Source organism: Dyadobacter sp. 676, assembly GCF_040448675.1.
Taxonomy (GTDB): Bacteria; Bacteroidota; Bacteroidia; order Cytophagales; family Spirosomataceae; genus Dyadobacter.
Genome location: NZ_CP159289.1, coordinates 6753958 through 6780719, shown reverse-complemented (window position 1 = coordinate 6780719; position 26762 = coordinate 6753958). Strand labels below are relative to the sequence as shown.

At 53.1% G+C, this 26762-nt stretch carries 21 protein-coding genes; 18 read left to right on the top strand and 3 right to left on the bottom strand.

Annotated elements, in window-relative coordinates:
- Window positions 1-600: 600 nt before the first annotated feature.
- From ABV298_RS29740 to ABV298_RS29675, 14 genes are all read left to right on the top strand, one after another.
- Complete coding sequence (locus ABV298_RS29740; RefSeq protein ID WP_353719752.1) at window positions 601-3735, top strand: SusC/RagA family TonB-linked outer membrane protein; 3135 nt, start codon at window positions 601-603, stop codon at window positions 3733-3735.
- A gap of 11 nt (window positions 3736-3746) precedes the next feature.
- On the top strand, window positions 3747-5288 hold the full coding sequence (locus ABV298_RS29735; protein ID WP_353719751.1) for a SusD/RagB family nutrient-binding outer membrane lipoprotein: 1542 nt from the start codon (window positions 3747-3749) through the stop codon (window positions 5286-5288).
- A gap of 34 nt (window positions 5289-5322) precedes the next feature.
- Complete coding sequence (locus ABV298_RS29730; protein ID WP_353719750.1) at window positions 5323-6672, top strand: enolase C-terminal domain-like protein; 1350 nt, start codon at window positions 5323-5325, stop codon at window positions 6670-6672.
- Window positions 6669-7703 carry a LacI family DNA-binding transcriptional regulator gene (locus ABV298_RS29725; protein ID WP_353719749.1) on the top strand — a complete coding sequence of 345 codons (1035 nt, stop codon included), beginning with the start codon at window positions 6669-6671 and terminating at the stop codon, window positions 7701-7703. Before ABV298_RS29730 ends, ABV298_RS29725 begins: the two co-directional genes overlap by 4 nt.
- A 146-nt stretch (window positions 7704-7849) precedes the next feature.
- Window positions 7850-9091, top strand: a complete 1242-nt coding sequence (locus ABV298_RS29720; protein ID WP_353719748.1) for a mandelate racemase/muconate lactonizing enzyme family protein — start codon at window positions 7850-7852, stop codon at window positions 9089-9091.
- A 4-nt stretch (window positions 9092-9095) separates the two neighbouring features.
- On the top strand, window positions 9096-10343 hold the full coding sequence (dgoD, locus tag ABV298_RS29715; RefSeq protein WP_353719747.1) for a galactonate dehydratase: 1248 nt from the start codon (window positions 9096-9098) through the stop codon (window positions 10341-10343).
- A gap of 131 nt (window positions 10344-10474) precedes the next feature.
- On the top strand, window positions 10475-13465 hold the full coding sequence (locus tag ABV298_RS29710; protein ID WP_353719746.1) for a TonB-dependent receptor: 2991 nt from the start codon (window positions 10475-10477) through the stop codon (window positions 13463-13465).
- Window positions 13466-13594: 129 nt separating this feature from the next.
- The gene (locus tag ABV298_RS29705; protein ID WP_353719745.1) at window positions 13595-15073 is read left to right on the top strand and encodes a RagB/SusD family nutrient uptake outer membrane protein; all 1479 of its coding nucleotides are present in this window, start codon (window positions 13595-13597) and stop codon (window positions 15071-15073) included.
- A 256-nt stretch (window positions 15074-15329) separates the two neighbouring features.
- Window positions 15330-17540 (top strand): PQQ-binding-like beta-propeller repeat protein, encoded by a 2211-nt coding sequence (locus ABV298_RS29700; protein WP_353719744.1) that lies wholly within the window; start codon window positions 15330-15332, stop codon window positions 17538-17540.
- Window positions 17541-17554: 14 nt separating this feature from the next.
- Window positions 17555-17911, top strand: coding sequence for a hypothetical protein (locus ABV298_RS29695; RefSeq protein WP_353719743.1), 357 nt, complete (start codon window positions 17555-17557; stop codon window positions 17909-17911).
- The gene (locus ABV298_RS29690) at window positions 17799-18566 is read left to right on the top strand and encodes a 2-dehydro-3-deoxygalactonokinase (RefSeq protein WP_353719742.1); all 768 of its coding nucleotides are present in this window, start codon (window positions 17799-17801) and stop codon (window positions 18564-18566) included. The genes ABV298_RS29695 and ABV298_RS29690 overlap by 113 nt, the downstream gene beginning before the upstream one ends.
- Window positions 18563-19198 carry a bifunctional 4-hydroxy-2-oxoglutarate aldolase/2-dehydro-3-deoxy-phosphogluconate aldolase gene (locus ABV298_RS29685; RefSeq protein WP_353719741.1) on the top strand — a complete coding sequence of 212 codons (636 nt, stop codon included), beginning with the start codon at window positions 18563-18565 and terminating at the stop codon, window positions 19196-19198. Before ABV298_RS29690 ends, ABV298_RS29685 begins: the two co-directional genes overlap by 4 nt.
- 3 nt (window positions 19199-19201) lie before the next feature.
- Window positions 19202-20497, top strand: a complete 1296-nt coding sequence (locus ABV298_RS29680; RefSeq protein WP_353719740.1) for an MFS transporter — start codon at window positions 19202-19204, stop codon at window positions 20495-20497.
- Window positions 20494-20949 (top strand): GNAT family N-acetyltransferase, encoded by a 456-nt coding sequence (locus tag ABV298_RS29675; protein ID WP_353719739.1) that lies wholly within the window; start codon window positions 20494-20496, stop codon window positions 20947-20949. Before ABV298_RS29680 ends, ABV298_RS29675 begins: the two co-directional genes overlap by 4 nt.
- Here the strand turns inward: ABV298_RS29675 and ABV298_RS29670 are convergent.
- Window positions 20946-21293, bottom strand: a complete 348-nt coding sequence (locus tag ABV298_RS29670) for a hypothetical protein (protein ID WP_353719738.1) — start codon at window positions 21291-21293, stop codon at window positions 20946-20948. The genes ABV298_RS29675 and ABV298_RS29670 overlap by 4 nt on opposite strands.
- 106 nt (window positions 21294-21399) lie before the next feature.
- Between ABV298_RS29670 and ABV298_RS29665 the strand changes: the two genes are divergently transcribed.
- Window positions 21400-21792 carry an NUDIX domain-containing protein gene (locus tag ABV298_RS29665; protein WP_353719737.1) on the top strand — a complete coding sequence of 131 codons (393 nt, stop codon included), beginning with the start codon at window positions 21400-21402 and terminating at the stop codon, window positions 21790-21792.
- Window positions 21793-21811: 19 nt separating this feature from the next.
- A complete protein-coding gene (locus ABV298_RS29660; protein ID WP_353719736.1) occupies window positions 21812-22354 on the top strand; it encodes a hypothetical protein in 543 nt (180 codons plus the stop codon).
- An 11-nt stretch (window positions 22355-22365) separates the two neighbouring features.
- Here the strand turns inward: ABV298_RS29660 and ABV298_RS29655 are convergent, their stop codons facing one another.
- A complete protein-coding gene (locus ABV298_RS29655; RefSeq protein ID WP_353719735.1) occupies window positions 22366-22740 on the bottom strand; it encodes a helix-turn-helix domain-containing protein in 375 nt (124 codons plus the stop codon).
- 88 nt (window positions 22741-22828) lie between these two features.
- Here ABV298_RS29655 and ABV298_RS29650 point away from each other — a divergent pair, with 88 nt between their 5' ends.
- On the top strand, window positions 22829-23650 hold the full coding sequence (locus ABV298_RS29650; protein ID WP_353719734.1) for an SDR family oxidoreductase: 822 nt from the start codon (window positions 22829-22831) through the stop codon (window positions 23648-23650).
- 46 nt (window positions 23651-23696) lie between these two features.
- Here the strand turns inward: ABV298_RS29650 and ABV298_RS29645 are convergent, their stop codons facing one another.
- On the bottom strand, window positions 23697-24047 hold the full coding sequence (locus ABV298_RS29645; protein ID WP_353719733.1) for a DoxX family protein: 351 nt from the start codon (window positions 24045-24047) through the stop codon (window positions 23697-23699).
- 457 nt (window positions 24048-24504) lie between these two features.
- Here ABV298_RS29645 and ABV298_RS29640 point away from each other — a divergent pair, with 457 nt between their 5' ends.
- A complete protein-coding gene (locus ABV298_RS29640; protein ID WP_353719732.1) occupies window positions 24505-26742 on the top strand; it encodes a bifunctional alpha,alpha-trehalose-phosphate synthase (UDP-forming)/trehalose-phosphatase in 2238 nt (745 codons plus the stop codon).
- The last annotated feature ends 20 nt before the right edge of the window (window positions 26743-26762 follow it).

Genomic DNA, 26762 nt, shown 5'->3' with positions numbered 1-26762 from the left:
AAACCGTTGGCAGATTTCAGAGCAAATTTAGTGTTTCCGGCCGGCGAAGTAATTCCATTTACACAAAGCGGTGGAACGGTTATCTGAACGCCATTTTTGCGGTTCAATGCGATTTCGGGCGGTTTTGGGGCTCCAATGTGTTTATTTTTAGAAAAAATGTTAAAAAATTTGTCTTGAAATTTTGTTGTTTAATCGATTAAATCTACATTTGACCATAACATTTCCCTTTACTTTTCATCTGGCCTGCCATTTTATCAATCCGGCTGGCCGCGCAAGTTCCGATACCATCGCATTAGACCTGACTAAAACATAGCTGTCCCGATATATTGGTTTTAAAAATTTGCTTAATCGTTTAAATAAAACTTTTACGTAATACTGACGACCCGCGGCTCGTGCATCGTACGTTTTTGCTGCATTTGCCCGGTCCCGCGATTGGTAAGGCGAGAATAGTTATTTACGTATATATATTATCGTTCGGCAATTCCGGCCGGACACAGTGATTTTTTGCCCTTTATTCCTGGCCCCGTGTCCGTAAGCGATTACGGTTTGTAATGTTTTGCATGACACTATTCACCTGAATTTTGAACCCCATTAATCGGTATGAAGAACTGTTTTACGATTGCTGCGTTGCTACTGCTATTTTGTTGCAACGCGGTTTTCGCCCAGAGTAGCCGGATCACGGGTAGCGTGACCGGCGAAAACAAGGAGCCGCTTCCGGGTGTGAATATCCTGATCAGCGGTACGTCCCAGGGCACCGTTACGGATTCGGAAGGTAAATATGCCCTCGACGTGCCCGCCAACGCCAGTCTTGTTTTCTCGTTCATTGGTTATGTGAGCCAGACGGTAGCCGTCGGTTCGCGGACGGTCATCGATATCCAACTGGTACAGGAGTCGAAAAACCTCACGGAAGTGGTTGTTACCGCGCTGGGTATCAAGCGGGAAGCCAAAACGCTTGGTTATGCGACGGCCACCGTGACTTCCGACCAGATTTCCACCAACCGCACGCCCAACGTGGTAAGTTCATTGCAGGGCAAAATGGCAGGCGTAAACATATCCTCGCTCTCGACGGGCCCCGGTGGTACGGCCAAGATACGCATTCGCGGGCAGTCGTCGTTTTCGGGACAGAACAACCCGCTGATTGTCGTAAACGGAGTACCGATCGATAATTCCAACTTCGCGGGAGGCGGCGATTATGGTCCGAGGGCCGCCAATAGTTCCGATGGCGGCGACGGGCTTTCGAGTATCAATCCGGACGATATCGAGTCGATGACCGTGCTGAAAGGCGCCACGGCAGCGGCACTTTACGGTTCGCGTGCGAAAGACGGCGTAGTAATGATCACGACCAAAAACCGCGGCACGGGCAAGGGGATCGGGCTGGATTACAACCTGAACTTCACGACCGACACACCCCTGGATTTCACCGATTTTCAATATGAGTACGGGCAGGGGGAGGGCGGAAAGCGGCCAACTACCGAAAAACCCACTTCCGGCGTGTGGAGTTTCGGCGAGAAGTTCGAACCCGGCATGACGCAGATCCTTTTCGATAACGAAACCTGGCCTTACGAGCCGGTGCGCGGCCGTGTAAGGAAATTTTACCGCGTCGGTACGAACATGACCAACACCATTACCGTTTCCAACAATGGCCCCAACGGCGGTTTCAGTCTTTCACTGGCGAACACCGATAACCGCGGGATCGTCGAAAACAACAAGTTTAACCGCAAGGTCGTGAACCTCGGTTTCACGCAAAATATTTCGAAGCGGCTTACGGCATTCGGCAATGTGAATTATTCAAAGGAAAAGAATGTAAACCCGCCGCAGGTAGATACGCAGGATTTTGCTACTTCCACTGTCATTTTTACCCTGGCCAACTCGATGCCTTTTGAGGCGTTGAAACAAAACCAGACGCTCCCCAACGGTGACGAATTCGTCTTTTCGAGGTTTCTGGTGAGAAATAATCCCTATTATTCGCTCAGCCACCATTTCGAGAACATCACGCGTGACCGCCTTTTCGGGAATGTCGCATTGAAGTACCAGTTTACCGACTGGCTTTACCTCCAACTTCGCGCGGCGCAGGATTTCTACGTACGTAACCAGGATTATAATATCCCGAACGGCTATGCACCGATCGCCAAGGCGCCTGTCGGTTATGTAAACGGCTCATTTACACAGGATGTACGCCGCAATACCGAGCGCAACCTCGACTTTATCCTCGGCGGCAACCGTACCTTCGGCAACATCGGTGTCGATGTGACACTCGGAGGGAACCAGCGTTACGCGCGGATGGATTATAACAGCGTGACGGTGCAGGACTTTGTTCAGCCGAATCTTTACACCGTGATGAACGGCCGCGTCAAAAACCCGTTGTACAGCCTTTCGGAAAAGAAAATCAACTCGCTGTACGGAGCGGCGACCATATCGTGGAAAGAGTTCATTTATTTGAACGTAACTGCGCGAAACGACTGGTTTTCAACACTTGCCCCCGACAACCGCAGTATCCTGTACCCCTCGGTAACCGGTAGCTTCATCTTCTCGCAAGCCTTCCCGAACCTGCCCGCATGGATTACGTTCGGTAAATTGCGCGCGGCCTACGCGCAGGTAGGGTCGGATAATGTAAATCCCTACTCGAATGCTTTGTACTATGCGGTGGACAACAACTCGTTCCCGAACCCGACTGGTCAACTGGTGCCGGTGGGAGGGATCAACGCATCGATAGTGCCGAACAGGAACCTGCGCCCGCTGCGGATCAAGGAGGCGGAAGCGGGCCTGGAAATGAAGCTGTTCAATAATTTGCTGGGCTTCGATCTGACCTATTATCATAAAACAACGGACGATCAGATCCTCGCCGCCCAGATATCCGACGCTTCTTCCTACACGGCGCAGCTCATTAACGTCGGCCGGAGCATGAACAAGGGTATCGAGCTCTTGCTGACGGGTTCTCCGGTAAAAACAAAGGATTTCACCTGGGATGTGAGTTTCAATGTGTCGTACAATACCTCAAAGGTGCTGAAACTGGGCCTGGCAGAGAAAGATACGGTCATCACCGTCGGCGGCGGCGGTGGCCGGACACTGAATATGGTGGTCGGAAAACCGCTCGGTCAGCTTTACACATTCACGTACCTGCGCGACGCGCAAGGCCGTCAGGTGTTTGATAAAAACAGTGGAATGCCTTTGAGAAACAATACGCTGGTGAACGTCGGCAATGCGTTGCCGAAGTATTTTGGCGGTATAACCAACACGTTCAATTACAAAGGCATTATGCTTTCGGCGCTGGTGGATTTCAAGCTGGGGCACAAGATGATCGCCGGCCGGAACATCAACTACATGCGTCACGGCCTGTCGAAACGCACGCTACCGGGCCGGGCCGAGGGGTATGTGATCGGCAACGGCGTGAACCCCGACGGCGAGGTGAATCAGACAAAGGCGGCTGTTCAGCCCTTTTATGAATCCATTAACCCGCTGGGTATCAATGAAGATTTCGTCTCGAATGCGGGTTTCTGGAAACTTCGGCAACTTACACTGGGCTATGACCTGAGCAAATTGCTGCCCGAGAAGTCGTTTGTAAAAGGGCTCAGGCTGAGTGCCGTTGCGAACAATGTGCTCGTAATCAAGAAATGGACCGAGAATATGGATCCGGAGGAGGTGCTCAACTCGTCGGACAATGCCACGGGTCTCGATTTCTGGCCCGGCCTGCCGCCCACCCGCAGCATCGGTTTCAATCTCAATGTCAAATTCTAATCCCGGCAACCATGAAAGCTACATCGAAATACATGCTCGCGGTCCTCGTGTCGCTGTCGCTGATGACGTCGTGCGACGAGGGATTCGACGAGATCAATACCAACAAGGTTGACCCGACCTCCCTGGCGCCATCGCTGATCCTGAACAAAGCCATTATCGCCACCACCTACCTCGACGGTGTTTCCACGCTCGGGATGCTTTGCTACAATTTTGGTATTGTTCAACAGGTAATCACCCCTTACGGCAGCTCGCTTTCCGGTGGTAATTACAACCAGATCAACAATTCCAACACGCCGCTGGTGTGGGTCAATTTTTACCGGAATGTGATCAAGCAGCTCGTGGCGGTAACCGACCAGACCAAAAACGACCCGCTGCAATCCAACATTTACCACGCAGCGAGGATCTGGAAAGCATATGCGTTCATGATATTGACCGACACCTATGGAGATATCCCCTATTTCGAAGCGGGGCAGGGCTATATCAACGAGATTATCCGGCCTAAATACGATCCGCAGGAAGCCATTTACAAGGATATTCTCAAAGAACTCGAAGAGGCCTCAGGCGCTCTGAACACCAAGCAGGAAGCGGTTACCACCGACATCCTGTACGGCGGCGACGTGGCCCGCTGGAAGAAACTCGGCTACTCGCTGATGCTACGGGCCGGGATGCGGCTTTCGAAAGTAGATCCGGCGCTGGCCAAAAGCTATGTTGCGAAAGCCGTAGCTGGCGGCGTTTTCGAAAGCAATGCCGACAACTCGATTATCCGGCATACCGCGATCTACAACAATTATATCGCCAATCACCTGGCGGCCCGCGAGAAGACCAATTTTTACCTGGCAGCGCCATTTGTGAATTACCTCAAAGAGAACAACGACCCTCGCTTACCAGTGTTCGCCGTCCGGTACGTGGGCGCGAAAGGCGGCCCCGAGCAGGTTTCCGAACGCGCCTCGTCCGATCCGAAAGTGCAGATCGGCATGCCGATGGGCTATAACGACGTAACGATCAACAGCGTCCTGGCCGAAAATGGCGTGGTAAGTCTGTGGGATTTCAGCCAGATTAATCTCAAAACAGTCTTGAAACTCGACGCGCCCGAGTTCCACATCACGTATGCTCAGGTGCAGCTTTTGCTGGCGGAAGCCGCTACACGTGGCTGGGTATCGGGTAAGGCGGCCGACTATTTTGCAGCCGGCATCCGGGCCAATCTCGAACAAATGGCACTTTACGACCCCGGCGCGGCGATCCGGGAAGATGCCATTCAGGCCTATCTGAAAGCGCATCCGCTGGACGATGCAAAAGCGTTGGAGCAGATCAATACGCAATACTGGGTAGCTACTTTCCTGGACGGCAACGAGTCGTGGGCAAATTTCCGGCGTAGCGGCTTCCCTGCATTGAAAAAGAACCCGTACCCCGGTTCCGAAATCAAGGAGGACTTCATTCGCCGGATGCCGTATCCGGATAGCGAGATCGTCGTGAACCTCCAGAATGTGAACGAAGCCAATGCGCGCCAGGGACCCAATGATCTGAATACCAGGGTGTGGTGGGACAAAAAATGACGACAACGATTCTTTAACCTATAACCTGATATCCATGAAAGAGAACGGAATGAGTCGTCGGGAGACGATGAAAGCCCTTGGACTGAGCGGTTCGGCCGGAATCCTGGGCCTGTTCGGGGGCATCTCCGATGCCCGGGCAGATCGCGAAACACCGCATTATGCCAGGGCCATGAAACCCGTGACGATCAAAAGCGTTCGCGCAATTGCGACGGCCCCGCAAGGTTCCAACCTCATTGTCGTGAAGGTAGAAACCTCCGAACCAGGACTTTACGGCCTGGGCTGTGCCACCTTTACGCAGCGGGCCGAAGTGGTGCTGGTGGCGATCAATACCTATCTCAACGAGTTTTGCGCGGGCCGGGACGTCGACAACATCGAAGACATGTGGAATGCAGCCTATGTAAGCTCCTACTGGCGCAACGGCCCGGTGCTGAACAATGCATTGAGCGGCCTCGATCAGGCGCTTTGGGACATTAAAGGAAAACGTGCCGGTATGCCGCTTTACCAGTTGCTGGGGGGCAAATCACGCTTCGCCGTGCCGTGCTATACGCATGCGAACGGCCGCACGCCGGAAGAAACGGTGGAAAGCGTAAAGAAAATTCAGGAGCAGGGTTATCGTTACATCCGCATTCAGCAGGGCGGTTACGGTGCCGTGGGAAGCACAACCCGGAAGCCTGATTTCAAGGAGGCCGGTTTCGGCGGTGCGACGGACAACTATATGGACGAAAATGCTTATTTGAAAGCGATCCCGATCTTGTTTGAAACCGTGCGTAAGCAGTGCGGCGAGGAGGTAGAACTGTTGCACGATATCCATGAACGCGTGCAGCCGATGAACGCGATCAATATGATCAAAAGGTTGGAGGATTACCGGCCATTCTTTATCGAGGACCCGTTTTCGCCGGAGAACATGAAGTGGTTCAAGCTGCTCCGCCAGAGTACGACGGTGCCGCTGGCAATGGGTGAGTTGTTTAATAACGTCAATGAGTTCCTGGAACCGATGGTGAACCAGTGGTTCGACTACATCCGCATTCACGTGTCGCAGATCGGTGGTATTACGCCGGCGATGAAGGTGGCGCGGCTAGGGGAATGGTTCAATGTAAAAACGGCCTGGCACGGTCCCGGCGACGTGTCGCCGGTCGGTCATTCGGCCCATGCGCATATCGATCTCGCGGTCTGGAATTTTGGTATCCAGGAAGCCGTGCAGTTCAACGACAAAACCCTGGAAGTGTTCTCTGGCTGCCCGACCATGAAAAACGGCTACATGTCGGTGAACGAAGTGCCGGGCATAGGCGTGGACATTGACGAAAAAGCCGCTGGCAAATTTCCCATTAGCACCAAGTCGAACTGGCAGGTAAGAAAATTCGACGGTACGCTTATACGTCCATGAAAAAAGTATCGCTCAAAGATATCGCACAGCAGGCAGGCGTTTCAACCGCCCTGGTTTCCTATGTCCTTAACGGAAAGGAAAAAGAAACCAGGGTAGGGGAGGCTATCGCGCAAAAGATCAGGCAGATAGCGAAGGAAATGAACTATCAGCCCAACCATCTTGCCAAAAGCCTTAGAAGTGGCAGGACCCATACGATCGGTCTCATTATCGCCGACATTTCCAACCCCTTTTTCGCCAATATCGCCCGCGTAGTGGAGGACGAGGCCAAAAAGAACGGTTATACGGTGATTATCGGCAGCTGCGACGAGCATGCCGAAAAATCGTGGGACTTGTTGAATGTGCTGATCAACCGGCAGGTCGATGGCTTCATCATCGTCTCTTGCGAAGGTTCCGAAAATCAGGTGCATTATCTTAAAGAGCGGAACATTCCTTTTGTATTGCTGGACCGCCACTTTCCCGAAATACAGACGGATTTTGTGGCTACCAACAATTACAAGGCCTCCTACGATGCCGGCGTCCACCTGATCAGGAGCGGCTATTCGAGGATTGGCATCATGGCCTACCGGTCGAATATGTACCATATGGAGGAGCGGATCAGAGGCTACAAACACGCCTTGCGCGACAATGATATCGAGTTTCACGAGTCGTGGCTGAAAGAAGTGCATTTTGAGACGATGGACAAGGAAGTGCGTACGGCTATCGACGAGATACTGGCCTCCGCGAACCGCGTAGAAGCGATGATTTTTGCTACTTATGGTCTGGCTATCAATGCGTTGAAGTATATTAACGAGCTGCGGCTTAAAGTCCCGTCCGACCTGGCGATAGTCAGTTTCGGTCAGGCCGAGGTTTTTGACCTTTACTATTGTCCCATTACCTACGTGCGGCAGCCGTTGGAAATGCTGGGCAAAACGGCGGTTGAATTTTTATTGAAGAAACTGAAAAACCCGGAGGAAGGAATGAAACAGATATTAATGGAAGCCAAGCTGATAGCCCGGGAGTCGTCGAAAATCAAATCAGCAATGAACGGGTGATTTCCTGACCACCCATGCCCCCTGGCCACCCATGACAACTCCTGACCACCCATGACCCCTTGACTACCCATGACCCCCTGACTACCCATGACAACTTCTGACCACACATGACACTAGACACAATTCCCGACATACCAAGTACCATCATGCAAAGAAGAAATTTCATCAAAACAGCATTCCTGGGCACCGCCGCAATGGCAACCGGCTTCCCGGTAATCAATGCCGGTGCAGCGTCTAAAATGAAGATTACCAAAATCCGGTATTACGCCGCACCGGGTTATAACAAACCGCTTTTCAATCAGGCACGGGGCATTGTGGAGATCGAAACCGACGGAGGGATCGTCGGCATCGGCGAAGGAGGCTCGAAGGACATGATCGAACAATGCGCGCAAATGATGATCGGCGAGGACCCGTTCCGGATCGAGCACATCTGGCAGAATGTGTACCGGGGAATGTTTTATCCGCCGGGCCGAGAAAAATTGCATGCCCTCGGAGCCCTTGAAATGGCGCTGTGGGACATCAAGGGCAAGGCATTGAATGTGCCGGTGTACGAGTTGCTCGGAGGCGCCACCCGCGACTATGTGGAATGCTACGCCACCGGTTTTCGTGCCTCGAAGGCCAAAACGGAAGAAGAACGGGCCAGGGACTGCATCGAAGCCGGCCTGCGCGCCTACCGGATCGGGCCGACGGGCGGCAATGGGGACCAGCCGTTCGATTTTTATGAGAATGTGAAAAAAACCATCGACTTCTGCAAACGCATCGACGAAGCTGTGGGCGGGGGCGGTAAATGGGCTATCGACCTCCATACCCGTTTTGACATGACGGACGGATTGAAAATTTGCGCTGCCCTCGAATCGCTGGAACCGTATTTCGTGGAGGACATTATCCGTTCGGAAAACCCGTCGGTGTACAAAACCGTGCGCGCTATGACCAAGGTGCCTATTGCCGTCGGGGAGCAGTTCGGCGACCGGTGGGATAGCAACGAGTTCATCGAAAACCGCTGGATCGACTACACCCGCTTTACATTGCCCAACACGGGTGGCATCAGCGAGTTCAGGAAGCTGGCTTCGATGTGCGAGACGCATTATGTGGGTATGATCCCGCACTTTACGGGTCCTCTCGCAACGGCCACCTTGGTGCACGTGCTGGGTTCGAGCAGCCCCGCGCGGGCTTTGATGGAGCTGGGCGGAGGGGAGCCCGAGCGGCCGGCGTATTTCAACGAGGATTATATCAATTTCAAAAACGGCAAGCTATACCTCAACGACGCGCCAGGGCTGGGCGTGAAATTCGATCCCAAAAGGGCGACTTTCGTCATGGAAGTCAAAGAAAAAACCAAATTCCCGCATCCGATCCTGAAAAGTCCGGATGGTTCCATCCACAACTGGTAACGCTATGAAATCGACCCAAAAATCCACCTCTGTTTCGCGCCGGGCAGCCATTCAATCGGTGCTTGGCATTGCGGCAACCGGCACGATGCTGTTGCCCCGGACGTCCTACGCCGCCGCACCGGCGCCGTTTCAGGCTTACGGCAAGGTCAAGATCACCAAACTAGAAACGTTCCTGGTGAAGCCCCGCTGGATTTTTCTCAAAATCCATACCGACGCGGGTGTCGTCGGCCTTGGCGAACCGCTGCTGGAAGGTCGCGCATTGACCATCCAGACGGCCATTAAGGAAGTAGAACCTTACCTGGTCGGAAAAGACCCGCGTGCGGTCGTCCACCATTGGCAGGCCATTTACCGCCATGCGTTCTATCGTGGCGGCCCGATCCTAACCAGCGCGTTGAGCGGAATCGACCAGGCGCTGTGGGACATCAAAGGCAAGCTCCTGGGCGTACCTGTGCACGAACTTCTGGGCGGGCCCACGCGCGACCGCGTCCGCATATACGGGCGGGCATCCAACGCGGAAGACATGAAAAAGAGGAAAGCCGAAGGCTATACCATTATCAAGACAGGCGTTGCGAAAAAGAACCCTGCGAATATCGTCGAAAATCCGGCGTTTATCCGGTACGCGGCCGACAACTTTGCCTCGTTGCGGGAAGCCGGAGGCCCGGAAATGGATATTGCGATCGACTTCCACGGCTCTGTGCCGCAGCAAACATCGAAAGTTCTGATCAAGGAGCTGGAACAATACCAGCCGTTTTTCGTCGAAGAGCCCTGTCAGGCGCAGAATGTGGACACGCTGGTCGATATCGCGCGGGGAACGCATATTCCCATTGCCACCGGCGAACGGATTTTTACCAAATGGGGCTTCCGCGAAATCCTCGAAAAAGGCGCGGCCAGCATTATCCAGCCCGATTTATGCCATGCGGGCGGGATTACCGAAGGCAGGCTCATCGCGGGAATGGCCGAGGCATACTATATACCCATCGCCCCGCATAACCCCATGGGACCCATCTCCCTCGCGACAGGTCTGCAACTGGCTGCCAGCGTCCCGAATTTCCTGGTGCAGGAGCAGGTAACGCTCGGTGAAGGCTATCTCAAGGAGCCATTCAAACTGCAAAAAGACGGAACCGTCATGGTTCCTACGAAGCCCGGCCTGGGCGTGGAGCTCGACGAAGACGCATTGAAGGACAAGATCGGGCACGACTGGAAAAATCCCGAAAGCTACAACGCGTTGGATGGATCGGTAGTGGACTGGTAGGCAACCTGACTTTTCTCATTGAAAGTCTGTAACTGCTTCCGGCTTCAGAACCGGCAAGCAAGGGCGAACATGCTCAGGTGTATAAAAAAATAGTATTTAGTAAATTTTTAATATAAACTATCTGTTAAACCATGAGAAAATTGCTGCAATTATGCCTGGTTTTCCTCATTGCGGGCGGAGGGACGCTCTTCGCGCAAAATGCCAGGGTGACGGGCAAAGTGACCGATCAGGACAACGCTGCACTCCCTGGCGTGAGTATTCTGATCAGCGGGACCTCGCAGGGGACCGTTACCGACGGAGAGGGGAATTTTGTGATCAACGCGCCGGGCGACGGCACTTTGGTATTTTCGTTTATCGGTTATGAAAGTCAGACGGTTGCGATTGGGAACCGCTCGGTGATCGACATTAAAATGACCCAGGAATCGCGGAGTCTGGGCGAGCTGGTAGTTGTAGGGTACGGTACGCAAAAGAAAACGGATGTAACCGGCGCGTTGTCGGTGGTATCGACGCGCGAGTTCTCGCAGCAACCCATTACCCGCCTCGATCAGGTATTGCAGGGACGGGCGGCCGGTGTGCAGGTAACCCAATCGAATGGCGCGCCGGGAGGCGATTCGAAGGTTCGGGTACGGGGAGCGAATTCGGTACTGGGCAATAACGACCCGCTTTATGTGATCGACGGTTTTGTGGGAGCTAATTATAATTTGCTGAACCCCAATGATATCGAGTCGCTGCAAGTGCTGAAAGACGCCGCTTCCACGTCGATATACGGTAGCCGCGGGGCCAACGGCGTGATCATTATTACCACCAAAAAAGGTACGAGGGGTATCAAAGTGAGTTACGAAGGCCAGGGAAGTGTTTCGAATGTGATCAAACGCTTCGATATCTTGCCGGCAGGTGAGTTTGCGGAGATCGTGAACGCGCGTGCGCTGGCAACGGGCTCCAACCCGCCATTTACACAGGCGCAGATTGACGGCTACAAGCAGAACGGCGGTACCGACTGGCAGGACCTTGTTTACCGCAAGGGCAGCGGCCAGCAACATCAGGTGACCGTTTCGGGGGCGAATGAAAAGACTTCCTTCCTGATTTCCGGTAACTACGTGAACCAGAAAGGGATCGTCAACAACAGCGGCTTCAAGCGCTACATTCTTAGGACGAATTTGACTACGCAGGTTAATAAAAACCTCGCACTGCGGCTCAATCTTTCAGGCGCGAAAACCGCCAACCATAATACCGACGGCGGCGGTGCGTTGATCGAGGCCTTGCAATGGGCACCTACAACGCCAGCCTACGACGCCGACGGGCAGCCAACCTTTGCCGACCCGATCGGTTCGGTTTCCCGCAGCCCGCTGGATCATTTGTACGATAAATCCATCGACGCCGAACGGATGAATATCAATGCGATCGGTGGCCTGACCTACCAGTTGCCGATCGAAGGGCTGTCGCTGGATTTGCAGTACGCCATCAACTACCTCGATGCGCAGAACAAAAATTTCAATGGCAAACGCCTATCGAACAACAACCCGAACGCGACGCGTTATTCGTCCGACCAGGTGACTTTGCAGAATACCAACGCATTGAATTACAACCGCACGTTCGGTAACCATTCCGTTACTGCGGTGGCGGTGCTGGAGACGCAGCAGTTTAGCGACAAGAATTTTACCGCAACTGCCAACGGTCTGCGTTTTCCTCAGTTGGGCTATGACAACATCGGCGGCAATTCAGCCGCCACGGTGAATTCGGGCTTTTCGAAATGGACATTGCTTTCGTTGCTGGGGCGCGTGAATTATGCATTTAAAGACAAATACCTGATCACGGCAGCCATCCGTCGCGACGGTTCTTCCAAATTCAGCAAAGACAACCGGAACAGCGTGTTTCCGTCGGTTGCATTGGGTTGGCGGCTCTCGGAGGAAGAGTTTATCAAAAACCTTCATGTATTTTCCAATCTGAAACTGCGCGGCAGCTGGGGTAAAACCGGTAGCCAGGCCATTAATCCTTATGCGACATTGTCCCCCTACAATTCGACGCAGGTCGCGTTCAATAATACCGGCGTAACGGCGGGCGTGATTCAGGGGAACCAGGGCAACAAAAACCTGAAATGGGAAACTACGACGCAAACCGACGTCGGCATCGAAATGGAGTTCCTGAACGGGCGCCTGCATTTTGAAGCCGATTATTTCAACAAGCGAACTACCGATCTGCTGCTGAACGTACAACTTCCGAACTACGCGGGCGGCGGCACGCAAACCCGCAACGTAGGTGAAATCAAAAACAGTGGATTCGAATTCGCCCTTGGCGGTACGCCTATCGAAAAGGGGAAATTCAGCTGGGAAACCAACCTCAACCTTTCTACTCTGAAAAATGAAGTAGTAAGCCTCGGTGGTCTGCCCAGACTGGGCACAGGGACCGGCGCTGGGGGCGGCATGTCCATTACCAACGAATTTATGCTCATGCCGGGCCAGCCGCTGGGTTCGTACTGGGGCCTGAAATACCTCGGTACTTTCAAGCCCAATGAGGCGGACATCGCCGCCAAACAAGGCCGCGTTCCCGGCGATCCGCATTACGAGGACGTCAATGGCGACAATGCCATTACCACCGACGACTTCCAGATCGTCGGACACGCGTTCCCGAAACTGACCGGTGGTTGGAATAATACCTTTACCTACGGCGGTTTGACGCTCAATGTTTTTTTTCAGGGGGCATTCGGCGTGGATAAACTGAACTATACCCGTGCCGGCGCGATGTCCGGTTCCGGCGAGGCGCGGCAGTTCCTGCTGACGGAAATCCGCGATTATTACCGGGAAGGCAACACGGATTCGGACATCCCGGCATTTACCAAAACGTACCAGCCATTCACGCAGTCGAGCCGGTTTGTCGAGAACGGAAGTTTCGTAAGGTTGAAGAACATCAGCCTCGCGTACAATATACCGTCGTCGGTTTTTAAGGACAAAGCCAGCATCCGCATTTTTGCCAGTGCTACCAATGTGCTGACAATCAGTAAATACACCGGGCCCGATCCCGAGTCCAGCAACGTAGGTTCGAACACCGACACCGCCATCGGCATCGACCGCGGCTCATACCCCAACGCGAAGGTGTATACTTTGGGGTTGACGGTGGGATTTTGAGAGGCTATAAGCAATAGGCTATAAGCTATAAGCAGTAGGCTATGAGCATATATCCCCTTAGGTAAAAATATTTGGTATCACTGCGGCGGGCATAAAGCCTAAAGCTTACAGCATAAAGCATTAAACAATATGAAAACACTCCCTATACTTCTACTGAGCGGCCTGCTTTTTGTGGGTGCGGGTTGCAGCGATTATCTCGATGAGGATACGACCGGCCTTTTGTACGGGCCTAATGTGCTATCGACGCAGGAAGGGCTTGAATCGGCGTTAACAGGTGCCTACAAAGGGCTGGCGAATCAATGGGCGTACGGTTTCCTGCATCCGTCGGCCAATGCCGCGGTGCTTGGCGCCGACGACGTGACCACTCACCCGGCGAGCAATAAGGCCGACTGGCGGGAGTTCGACCAGTTCAATGTTTCGACGACCAACCAGCGGTCCAATGCCGTTTACAATGGCTGCTACAAAGCCATTCAGGGCGCGAACAACGTGATCAACAACTGGGAAAAGACGGTTGGCACAAAAGCTACGATCGATATCATCGTCGGCGAGGCATATTTCATCCGGGCATTCTCTTACTACTGGCTGACGCGCTTCTGGGGCAATATTCCGCTGGTTTTGGCAGGGGAATATTCCGATGAGCTGCTCACTATCAAAAAATCGCCGCCGCAGGAAGTCTACGATCTGATTGTGGCGGATTTGAAAGTGGCGGAAAATAACCTGCCGAACACCAAGCGCGATCCCGGACGGCCTAACAAAGGCGCCGCCAAAGCGTTTTTGGCGGATGTTTACCTGACCATGGCTGGCTGGCCATTAAAGCAAACCGACAAATACGACCTCGCCGCCGCCAAGGCGAAGGAAGTAATCGACAATGCGGGGACTTACGGTTTTGAACTGTTGCCCACCTTTGCGGCTGTGTTCGAGAACGATCCGGCCTCGCCGGGTACCAAAGAGGCCGTATTTCAGATCAGCGGCTACCTGGGAGGGAGCGGTACGGCAAATGCGACTTACGGGAACACGACCATGCCCGGCGAGGAAGGCGGTTGGGATGATATGTTTGCCGAACTGAATTTTTTCCGCGATTTCCCCGCGGGCCCGCGCAAGGATGCTACCTTCCGTACGGAGTTCGGCCTGGGCGCGACGAAGATTCCCTGGCAGAACAGCCTGACCAAACATCCTTATTATCAGAAGTGGTATATCAAAGGCAATATCGTGACTTCGAGCATTTCGCTGCCTTCCGTGATGATGCGCTACGCACATGTGCTCACCATTTATGCCGAAGCCAAAGCGCGGGGCACAGGTGGTCCGGACCAGGCCGCTTACGACGCATTGAATAAAATCCGCCTGCGTGGACGGGCTGCGGGCACCAAGCCGTTATCTCCCGGCGACGGCCTTACCGCCGCGCAGTTTGCCGACGAGGTGGTGCAGGAACGTGCGTGGGAGTTCGCTTGCGAACGAACCCGCTGGTTCGATCTGGTCCGCCTGGAAAGAGTGGAGGAGGCCAATGCCAGGAAAAATCCCGACGATTTGCAGCCGATCAAACCGATTGTGAAGGCCAATTATTGGTTCCCGCTGCCTTATACGGATACATCCATTAACCCGAATTTGTAACGGAGCACGTAATTGTTGTTGCATCCCTGCGGGCTTTTCGAAATGTGCATTGGACGGGATTGGCTACCAATGTTACGTCGCCAAGGCGACCGGGCATTTTAAAAACCGGTGCCGTCAGGCACGTAATATTGGTAGTTGATGCAAACCGTGCCAATGCGTCAATGCCGTAGGTATGTAACAACCAAAAAACGGCGTTTGTAAACCGTTGCCAAACTCCCCGACTTTTTTTGAAATACAAATTATTAACCAAAACCCGATGACACTCCGACTTCCGCTCATATCGGCATTGTTTGCAACGGCAACTTTTTGTTCGTTATCCCTGCCAAACGACGACGGGCGCGTCCCCGACGACTCCGAAAACGCCGATTGGCCGGTGTATGGCGGCAATAATGCGGGTAACCGATATTCAATCCTGACACAGATCAACAAGGACAATGTCAAAAACCTGCAACCTGCGTGGACATACGACACCGGCGAAAACAACAAACCCGGCGAACGCGGGATGGACATGCAATGCCAGCCTATCGTGATCGATGGCATTATGTACGGCACGACGCCGCGGTTGAAAGTGTTCGCGCTCGAAGCCGCCACCGGCAGGGAGCTCTGGAAGTTCGATCCGTTCGAAGGCAGGCGGCCGCGGTTTCACCCGATGAGGGGAGTCGTGTATTGGTCGGATGGAAAGGACAAACGTATTCTTTTTACGGCGGGACCTTCCTTATTCGCTTTGAACGCGGAAACAGGAGTGCCGGTCAAGAGTTTTGGCAAAAATGGCGAGGTTGATTTTCATGATGGTCTGGGCGACAAAGAAACTTACGGCTATGACCCTTACCAGTTCAATATCCGCAATACGACTCCTGGGGTCATTTACAAAAACCTGCTTATAACCGGCTCTTCCGTTTCGGAAGGCGGAGACGCATTGCCCGGGCATATCCGGGCATTCGACGTGCGTACGGGTAAGGTGGCGTGGGTGTTCAGGACGATTCCTTTGCCGGGCGAATATGGCTATGAAACGTGGTCGAAGGATTCTTACAAAAAGCTCGGCGGCGCCAACTGCTGGGCCGGGATGGTGGTAGATGAAAAGCGCGGAATGGTGTTTCTCGGAACCGGATCGCCGTCGGTGGATTTCTATGGCGCCGAAAGAAAAGGGAGTAATTTGTTCGCTAATTGCGTAATCGCACTCGATGCGGCAACCGGCGAACGCGTCTGGCACTTCCAGACGGTACATCATGATCTCTGGGATCGCGATATTCCCTGCCCGCCGAACCTGATCAGGGTCCGGAGAAACGGAAAGATCGTCGATGCGGTCGCCCAGGCAACAAAGGACGGCTACATTTTTCTTTTTGACCGTGATACCGGGAAACCGCTTTTTCCGGTGAAGGAAGTTCCCGTGCCCAAGGCAATACCGCTGCCCGGCGATCAGCCCTGGCCGACCCAGCCGGTGCCTTCCAAACCTGCCCCGTTTGCCTACCAGACAGTAACCGAGGCGGATATTACGACGCGCACCCCCGAGGCGCACGCCTACGTGCTCGACCGGTTTCGCAGCAGTAACAAAGGGCCTAAAAACCAACCGCCCGACACACTCGGAGGGTTGCTCTACGGAATCGGAGGAGGGGCGGAGTGGGGCGGTACGGCGGCCGACCCGGAGGGTGTCGTGTATGTAAATGGCAACAATATGCTTTGGTGGCTTAAAATGCGGGACGCGAAGGAAGGCCGGGGAGGTAAGGAGCTGTCACGGGGGCAGGTATTGTTCAATACGAATTGTGCGGCATGCCATGCTATGGATGCAAAGAACGCAACATTAGCCGCTGCGCAGGCTTATCCGGTTTTAAAAGACATCGGCCAACGAATGAATCGCGGGCAGATGGGCGCATTGCTGGAAACCGGGCGCGGCAGAATGCCTTCTTTTCAACACATCTCAAAAACCGATCGCGCGGCCATTATCGATTTCCTGCTAAAAACAGAAACAAAACCTGCTGCCGACGACATTCACGCTCCAACGACGGCCACCGCGGCCCAGGGCAATGCCCGGTTCCCGTATTTGCCACCCTACATCAACAATGGCAACGTCCAGTTCCGCGACCCGGACAATTACCCGGCGATCAAGCCACCCTGGGGTACATTGAATGCCATCGATATGAATACGGGCGAATACCGCTGGAAAGTAACACTTGGCGAATATCCGGAACTGACGAAACAAGGCATCCCGCCAACGGGCACCGAAAACCATGGCGGTCCGCTGGTGACAGCCGGTGGCCTGCTTTTCATAGCCGCGACCTACGACGAAAAACTCAGGGCATTCGATACGAAAAACGGCAGGGTTGTGTGGGAATACAAACTCCCGGCAGGCGGTTTTGCGACGCCGGTCACTTATATGGTCGACGGAAAGCAATATATTGCGATCGCAGCCGGCGGCACCAGATACGGTTTAAAACCGGGAGGAAATTATATCGCATTTGCATTGCCATAAAATCTTAAATGATAATGATGAAAAAACACCTGCTAAGTTGCGACTGGGGAACATCTTCGTTCCGATTAAGGCTGGTCAATGTAGCGGATCGCGACGTGGTAGGCGAGGTGACAACCCCGAACGGCGTCGGTGCCGTCTACAATGCCTGGCAGGAGGAGCATGCGGCCACGGGCGTACCGCGCGGACAATATTACCGTTCGGTCATTTCAACGCAAATAGCGGCGTTAAGCCGGCAGACGGGCCTGGACACGGGGGGGAATGCCCATCGTGCTTTCCGGTATGGCCTCGTCGTCGATCGGTATGCAGGAACTGCCTTATGCCCGCTTGCCCTTTTCCGTGGACGGAAGCCATCTGGGAATGGAGCATTATGACGAAACGGACGCCTTTCCCCACGAGGTAATCCTCATTTCCGGTGTAAGGAGCGACCACGATGTCATGCGGGGCGAAGAGACTCAACTTATTGGCCTGGGCGCGGCCATGGACCTCTCCGGTCGGGATGCGATATTTATCCTTCCGGGCACGCATTCGAAACATATGTTTGTCCGTGATGGCCGACTGATCGATTTCAAAACTTTCATGACGGGCGAGGTTTTCAACCTCATGGCAAATCACAGCATTCTGAAAGATTCCATCGACCATTACCGCCAGCCCGATTTCAATGCAGAAGCCGCGAGCGCCTTCCGCAAAGGCATACGCGAGTCGGGTTCGGGAAATATTTTAAATGCATTGTTTACAGTAAGAACCAACCAGCTCTTTGATTTACTGGATAAGCGGGAGAACGGGATGTTTCTCAGCGGGCTGCTGATTGGCTACGAAATCCGTGATCTTACCCGGGAAACCGACGCGCATTTGGTGCTATGCGGCGGGAATAATCTATATCAATTGTACAAAGCCGCGATCGAAACGCTGGGGCTATCCGGCAGGGCGACGGTCATTCCCTCAGAAATCGTCGACCGTGCAGCAACCGCAGGACATATCCGGATTTTTGAAAATCAGAATTTAACATTGAATAAAACAAATTTATGAGTGAGTGTACATTTTCATGGGAGTTGTTCAACAAGGCGCCGCTGGTCGGTATTATCCGCAATGTCTCGCCCGAGGACGTGAAACGCATTCTGCCCATTTACCGGGAAGCCGGGCTAACCACCGTCGAAATCACCATGAACACACCCGGCGCGACGGACATGATCCGCTACGCCCTGGAAAACGAACATTACGGATTGAATATCGGAGCCGGAACGGTGTGTACTAAAGACGACCTGGAACTGGCGCTCGATGCGGGGGCGCAGTTTATCGTGACGCCGGTTTTGAACAAAAAAGTGGTGAAATCCTGCGTGAAAAAGGGTATCCCGGTGTTTCCCGGTGCCTACACACCCACGGAGATCTTCAACGCATGGTCGCTGGGAGCGACGATGGTGAAGATTTACCCGGCCACGGCACTTGGACCGGATTATATCAAAGATCTGAAAGCACCCATGAATCAGCTGAAATTGCTGCCCACAGGGGGCGTTAGCCTCGAAAACATGACTGCTTTTCTTAAAGCCGGAGCCAATGGGCTGGGGATAGGCGGGCAGTTGTTCGATAAAAAACTGATCCGGGACAAGAACTGGGACGCTTTGAAAGCACATTTCCTTCAATTCGTACAAAAACTCACTTAACCAATGGGGAAAATCAGGAATTACCGCTGGATCATCGTGGTCCTGCTGTTTCTCGCCACGACTATCAACTACCTCGACAGGCAGATCATAGGATTGCTGAAACCTATTCTCGAGAAGGAATTCGCATGGACGGAAACCGATTTTGCCCGCATAGTCATGGCATTTACGGCCGCCTACGCCATCGGGTTACTGGTTTTCGGCTGGTTGATCGACAAGATCGGCACCAAGCTCGGTTATGCTTTCACAATTGTTTTCTGGAGTGTCGCGGGAATGCTCCATGCCGTTGCCCGGAGTGCTTTCGGATTTGGTGTCGCACGGGTCGGATTAGGTTTGGGCGAGGCCGGTAATTATCCTGCGGCGGTAAAAACAGTGGCCGAATGGTTCCCGAAAAAGGAGCGGGCCCTGGCTACGGGACTTTTCAACGCCGGGACCAGCATCGGCGTAGTGGTCGCATTGCTCCTTGTACCCTGGATACTGAGCCACTATGGCTGGCAGGAGGTGTTCTGGATCACGGGCGCGTTGGGTTTTGTATGGCTGGTTTTCTGGCTGTTCCTTTATGATATTCCCGTCAACCAAAAGCGGTTGAGCCGGGAAGAACTGCATTATATTCTGAGCGGTCAGGAACAGGACGAAAACGAGGCTGAAAAGCAGCCTGTTAAATGGTTGAAGCTCTTCACGTTTCCGCAAACCTGGGCTTATATCACCGGCAAAGGTCTTATCGACCCTATTTACTGGTTCTTCCTGTTCTGGTTGCCGTCCTATTTCGCTTCTACCTTCAACCTGGACCTCAAAAAGCCGAGTTTCGAATTAATGCTGATTTATACGGCTACTACGGTGGGCAGCATCGGAGGCGGTTATCTTTCGTCCCTGCTGATCAAACGAGGCTGGCTCACTTTGAAGGCAAGGAAAACAGTGCTGCTGTGCCTGGCGTTCTGTGAACTGTCGGTGATACTGATCCAGTTTTCCAGCGGCGTCTGGATGGCCGTAGGATTGATCAGCCTGGCGGTCGCCTTGCACCAGGCCTGGGCGACGAACGTGTTCACATTACCGTCCGATCTCTTTCCGAAGCAGGCAGTAAGTTCGGTCGTAGGCATAGGCGGGATGGCCGGCGCGGTGGGCGGGATCCTTTTCCCGATCCTGATCGGCAGCCTGCTCGACACCTACAAGGCTGCGGGAAATATCCAGGCAGGCTATAACATCATTTTTACGATCTGCGGTTTTACCTATCTTGTGGCCTGGCTCATCATCCACTGGCTCACCAGGACGCCCAAAGTAGTAGAACTCGAAGAATTACAATGATCCATTTAAGAAGAACCGACTCCGACGACCCGGATTTTCAATCTCTCGTGAAACTTCTCGATGCCGACCTTGCCCTACGCGACGGCGCAGATCACGGTTTTTACGCACAATTCAACAAAATCGACAGGATCAGGCACGTTGTCGTATGCTATGAAAATAACCAGCCGGTCGGTTGCGGGGCCATCAAGGCGTTCAGCGACGATGCTATGGAGGTAAAAAGGATGTACGTGTCGCCCGCCGGCCGCAACAGAGGCATTGCCACCCGGGTGCTGGGTGAGCTGGAAACCTGGGCATCTGAAATGGGTTACGGCAAATGCGTGCTGGAAACCGGTAAACGTCAGCCGGAGGCTATCGGGCTCTATGAAAAGAACGGCTACACGCGTACGCCCAACTATGGGCAGTACGCGGGGGTGGAAAACAGCGTTTGTTTCGAAAAGGTTTTAAAGAACTAGTCTTTTCGGATGGCTGTGATTTCTATCGGCGGATACACGACTGTCACAGTCGGTCCAACGAAACGGACTTTCTTTATATTCCCGCTGATCGTGTAGTTGGGCACCTTCGGATCGTCGCTTTTTGCCCAGGCAGAGTCGACCTGGCAGGCCCAGGCTGACGATTGTCCGTAGGGAGCGCCCAGATCGAAGGAAAAATAGCCCTTTCCGTGGTAAACCGCGCGTACATCGGTGATCGTCATTTCCGTGTCGCCATTGCACCCGTATCTGGGTTCAGGCTCATTTTTCGAGCACGAAAGCGCAAGGGATACCGTCGTAACGAGCGCCGGGAGTAGCAGCCTTTTCATGGTTTTGATCGATTTTGGGATGGAACAATGCATTGGAGATTCAAGCTTTGCTGCTTTGGTTGGAATCGGCTCGTATGCTTATTTTTATGAAGAAATATTTACAGTTATGATCGACAAGCTGGCGCTGGTTTACATTGAAGACCAAAAAATACTTGCTGCAAAAAGCCGCGGGCGCGACACCTATTACATTCCGGGCGGTAAGCGCGAACCGGGTGAATCGGACGAAGAGGCACTGGTGCGTGAAATCGGGGAAGAGCTGAGCCTGGTGCTGGACCCGGTATTGCTGAAATTCTACGGGGAGTTCGAGGCGCAGGCTCATGGGCAGCCGGAGGGAGTGCTGGTTCGGCTGAGATGCTACACGACCACGGAAAGGGGAGAAGTAAGGGCAGCCGCCGAAATTGACGATGTTTCGTGGCTCCGCTATGCCGACAGGCCGAAGGTGTCGCTGGCCGCACAACTGCTTTTCGACGATCTGGTGGCGAAAAGGCTCATCGTGTGACGCCGGCCGCACTTTGTCGATGAACCGGCGCTATCCGTCGACGATGCGGAACAAATATGTGGTGTCGGCGATTATGCAGCCAGTGGAGTATTATCAGCAAATTCAGATGTCAGAATCGAAAATAGCCAGAACAGACTGGGATGCCCCGAACCGGCTGATCGTGACGCGTATCAGCGGGGATATGGATAAGGAGGATGTAATCCGTTGGGAAAAATCGCTTTATGAAGCGCTGGACAGCATCCAGGACGGAAGCACATTTAAAATCTTTGTGAACCTGCACGGTTTCACGGCGGTAAACCTCGATGCGCACAAGCATTTCCGCAGCATTATACCGCTGACCCTCGCCGACTATGGCTGGAAAGTCGGGTATGTGACCATGTTCGGGGAGGAGGCGTCGGGGCTGGTGCTATCGAACAAGCGTAACATCCGTTGCATAGCGGCGGTGCATTGCCACCAGGACGCAACGAAGATCGAGAAGTACGAATCGCTTTATAGTAGCCCGAACGAGCGCTTTTTTACCGATCCCGGTGAAGCGGAAGCGTGGATACGCGGCGTCGCTTAACCTTGAATAGCTTATTCGGACGAAGATATTTTCCTGGCTGGTTGTTCGGTAACGTACTTTTTGTGCTCTTTGCCCCATTCGATCATTGCAAGGATGATATTTCCAAACGTTTTGCAGTAGGGCGTCGACTCATATTCTACAAGCACCGGAGAGTCGGGGTATACTGTCCGTTTAATCAGCTTGTTCATCTCCATTTCCTTCAATTCGCGTGAAAGCATTCTTGTCGTAATGCCCGGAATGCTTCTTTCTATCTCGCGGAAACGCTTGTTACCATTGCATATCGAGTTGATAATGGGCAACCTCCATTTACCGCCGATGACGTAAATGGTGTCCTGTAACGCCCTGACTTCTTCTGCCTGGTTTCTGACCGGTGGAACCTGTTCCATAAGTGTAGTTGGTATACTCTGTGATACTGATTACAAAGTTATACCAATAGCCGGTAAATTTGTGCCATTCAATTTAAAATTTATCAAGATGAATGAGCAAAAAACAATTTTTATAACCGGTACCAGCTCCGGGCTCGGTAAACTGACCGCTAAGTACTTTGCCCAAAACGGCTGGAACGTGGCGGCGACCATGCGTACGCCCGCGAAGGAGACGGAACTGACCGCCTACCCGAACATCAGGATTTTCGAACTCGACGTGACGGATGCAGGTCAGGTGAAAGCGGCTGTCGGACAGACAATCGAAGCATTCGGCAGGGTCGATGTGGTGGTTAATAACGCGGGAATGGGCACCTACGGCGCGCTCGAACTGGCGAAAGAGGCGGATATCGACTGGCAGTTTGCTGTAAACACGCGCGGCCCGATCAATGTGATCCGCGCATTCCTTCCGCATTTCAGGGCGAATGGGGGAGGTATGTTCATCAACATCAGTTCGTTCATGGGCGTTACCACCGCCGTACCGCTGGGGTCGCTCTATAATATGTCCAAATTTGCGCTTGAAGGCTTAACCGAGGGCTTGTATTATGAATTGAAACCACTGAATATCGAACTGCGGCTGGTCGAGCAGGGCGGTTCGAAAGGAAATAATTTTAAGGAAAGCATTGTCTGGAATGCCAACCCTGAAATCACGGCTTACGATCGGCTGACCCGAAAATTGCAATCCATCATGGAGCAGCCAGACGAGAGCCAGCTGGACGACCCGATGGACATCGTCCGGGTTATTCACCAGCTCGCTACCCGGGAGATCGATTCTTTCCGCAATGTGATCGGCGCAACCGGGAATCAGTTGCTGCAAATGCGCCAATCCATGCCGATTGAGGAATATATGGAGGCTATGCGCGGTTTCTTTTAAGGAGGGGCGTCAGGAATAAAGCGGCGAAATTGTTTGCCGCTCTTTTTTATTTGCCTGTAAATGGGTGTTGCAAATAAATAATCACCAGGTTCAAAAACAGAAACGGGAGCTCGATCGCCATACCTTTTAAATCCTTTTCCAGCAAATGGAAACAGATGATCATCAGGATGGCGGCTGCCATCAGAAAGTTTCCCCAGACAAATGTTTTAGGGTACAAGATGAGCAATGCACTGATGATCGTGACGATGCCGTTGACCATCACGCCGGCTTTGTTAAACCCCCACTTTCCGAACAGGTCGAGCATCTCCGCTTTACCGGTGAGCATCGCCCAACCTTGTTTCAGGCCCATGAATACGGCTACAAGGATCAGAACGCCGTTGATGATTTTAACTACCATTTGCTTTAAGACCAGGAATATGATGATTCGTAAACTGGACGGCCAAAAAAATGGCGGCCTTGATCGGCCGCCCGCAACCCACAACAATGAGTGGCACAGTATTGATCTGCGATTACCTGATTGTAGTCCATGACTAATCTTGGGTCCGCAAAGGCCCGTATTTGTGGTCAGCTATCACATTAACTCATGGAAAACAGCAATGGCGCTTGCTTGCCGGAGCATTTGCCCGGCGCCGGAAAATCCGGTTCCTGTAATGTGATAGAAGAGGTTGCGGATGTGAAAATAATACATTTGGCTCTTCTGTCAAAACCTTACCGCTTTGAGAAGGCCACTCACTTTTTGATAGAGTCCGTCGGATGTCAATTAGCGGTGTACGCCGTATTGCGCAGATCGGCAGGGGAAGTTGGGGGGCCAGAAAGTCGTTGTGGCATGGCTTTTGAAGGCGTGCGGGTATATTATGGAAAGTTTATCTCAGTCAGTCAACGGAGGGAGGCTTGTCATAGTCGCATACCGGTTACCGTTCAAGGTAGTCCGCGACGGTGATGTTTCCCGATTATTTCAGAATTCCGGCGGCCTTGTTTCCGCCGTACTTTCGCTGGTAAAGGATCAACAGAGCCAGGCCTTCGATACCCACCAGAAAATCCAGTGGATCGGTTTTTCGGAGAATACGCCCGAAGAGCTCGACGGGCAGTCGATGGAAAACGAGAACTTCCATGCCCATCCGGTTTTTATACCCGCGGAGCTCAACGAAAATTACTATGAGGGCTTCTGTAACAACCTGATATGGCCGCTTTGCCATTATTTTCCCTCGCTCGCGCACTTCCACGACGTCTATTTCGAAGCGTATCAGGAAGCGCATCAATTGTTTTTTGAAAAGGTGAGGGAAGTGATACGGCCGGGGGATGTCGTTTGGGTGCAGGACTACCAGCTGATGCTCCTGCCGCAAATGATCCGGAATGCTTTTCCCGACAACAAGATCGGCTTCTTTTTCCACATTCCGTTCCCGTCTTTCGAGATATTCAGGCTGCTGCCGGTGATGTGGCGAAAGGCGATCGTAGACGGTATTCTCGGGGCCGATGTGGTGGGTTTTCACACCAATGATTATGTGGAGTATTTCCTGAAAGCGGCGCGACTTGTCTCCGAATTGGGGAATAAATTGCATTACATCAACATGGGCAACCGGATCGTCAAGGTCGATTCGTTTCCTATCAGCATCGATTTTGACAAGTTTAACGACGCCTACGACGATCCTGAGGTCGCTGCGGCACGTTCGGAGGCCCGGCAGTCGCTGAAAGACAAGATCATATTCTCCGTCGACCGCCTCGATTATTCCAAAGGCATTATTCATCGTTTGCAGGGATACCAGCGCTTTCTCGAACAGAACCCGCAATGGTATGAAAAGGTGTCGTTTGTGATGGTGGTCGTGCCCTCGCGTGACACCATCGAGCAGTACCAGCAGATGAAATCGGATATCGATCAAACGGTAGGCAAGATCAACGCCGATTTCGGGACCATTTCCTGGCAGCCGATCATTTACCAGTACCGCTCCATGCCGTACCACGAGCTCGTAGGAATGTACACCGCAAGCGACGTGGCGCTTATTACGCCCGTTCGCGACGGGATGAACCTCGTGTGCAAGGAGTACGTCGCCAGCCGTCAGGATGGCCGGGGAGTATTGATTTTGAGCGAAATGGCCGGTGCTGCCGCCGAGCTGGGCGAAGCGCTGATTATCAACCCGCTCGACCGCCAGAATATCGCCGATGCGATCAAAACGGCGTTCGAAATGCCCGATGAGGAGCAAAACAAACGAATGGAGGCCATGCGCGAAAGGATCCGTGATTACGATGTATTCGCATGGACCAATGACTTTTTTACCCAAATGACAATGCTTGAACTAGAACACGACCGGTTGCGCCAGGTTTTCCTGAACAACAAAGGCATCGACGCGATCCGGTCGGCTTACCAGTCTTCAAACAACCGGATCCTGTTTTTCGATTACGACGGCACGCTTGCGCCCATCGTTCCTGACCCCGCCAAGGCGATTATGTCCGAGGACATGAGGAAATTGCTGCACGAAATCGCGAAGCGCGATACCGTGGTGATCGTCAGCGGCCGCGACCGTTATTTCCTGGATAAGTTATTCAGCGATCTCCCGGTTCATATGATCGCCGAGCATGGCGCCCTGATCAAAACGAGGGATTCGGGCGGGTGGCAGCTCAATGAAGGTTATGAGGAAAACTGGAAAGACAGTATCCGCCCGATGATGCAGATCTATGCCAAACGCTGTCCCGGCGCATTTGTGGAGGAGAAAGAAACGGCACTGGCATGGCATTACCGTACCGCCGACGACAAGGAATATGCCAGCCGCCGCGCCCAGGAGCTTCTCTGGCAACTGAAAAATTACATCCAGCCGGAACTGAACCTGCAGGTGATCGACGGCAACAAGGTGGTGGAGGTGAAAAAGACGGCCTTCAACAAAGGCACGGCCACGCGGACATTTGCCGAAGCTGGCGATTATGACTTCATTCTCGCAATCGGCGACGATACGACCGACGAAGACATGTTCGAGGCGTTGCCGGAGAGCTCTTTTACGATCAAGATCGGCGACGACCTTTCGGCCGCACGCAACCATATCCGCAGCCAGGACGAAGTTTTTCATTTCCTGCATTTTATGGTTTCGCCGGTAGGCGAGTAGACCGGGCTTTCGTATTTTAG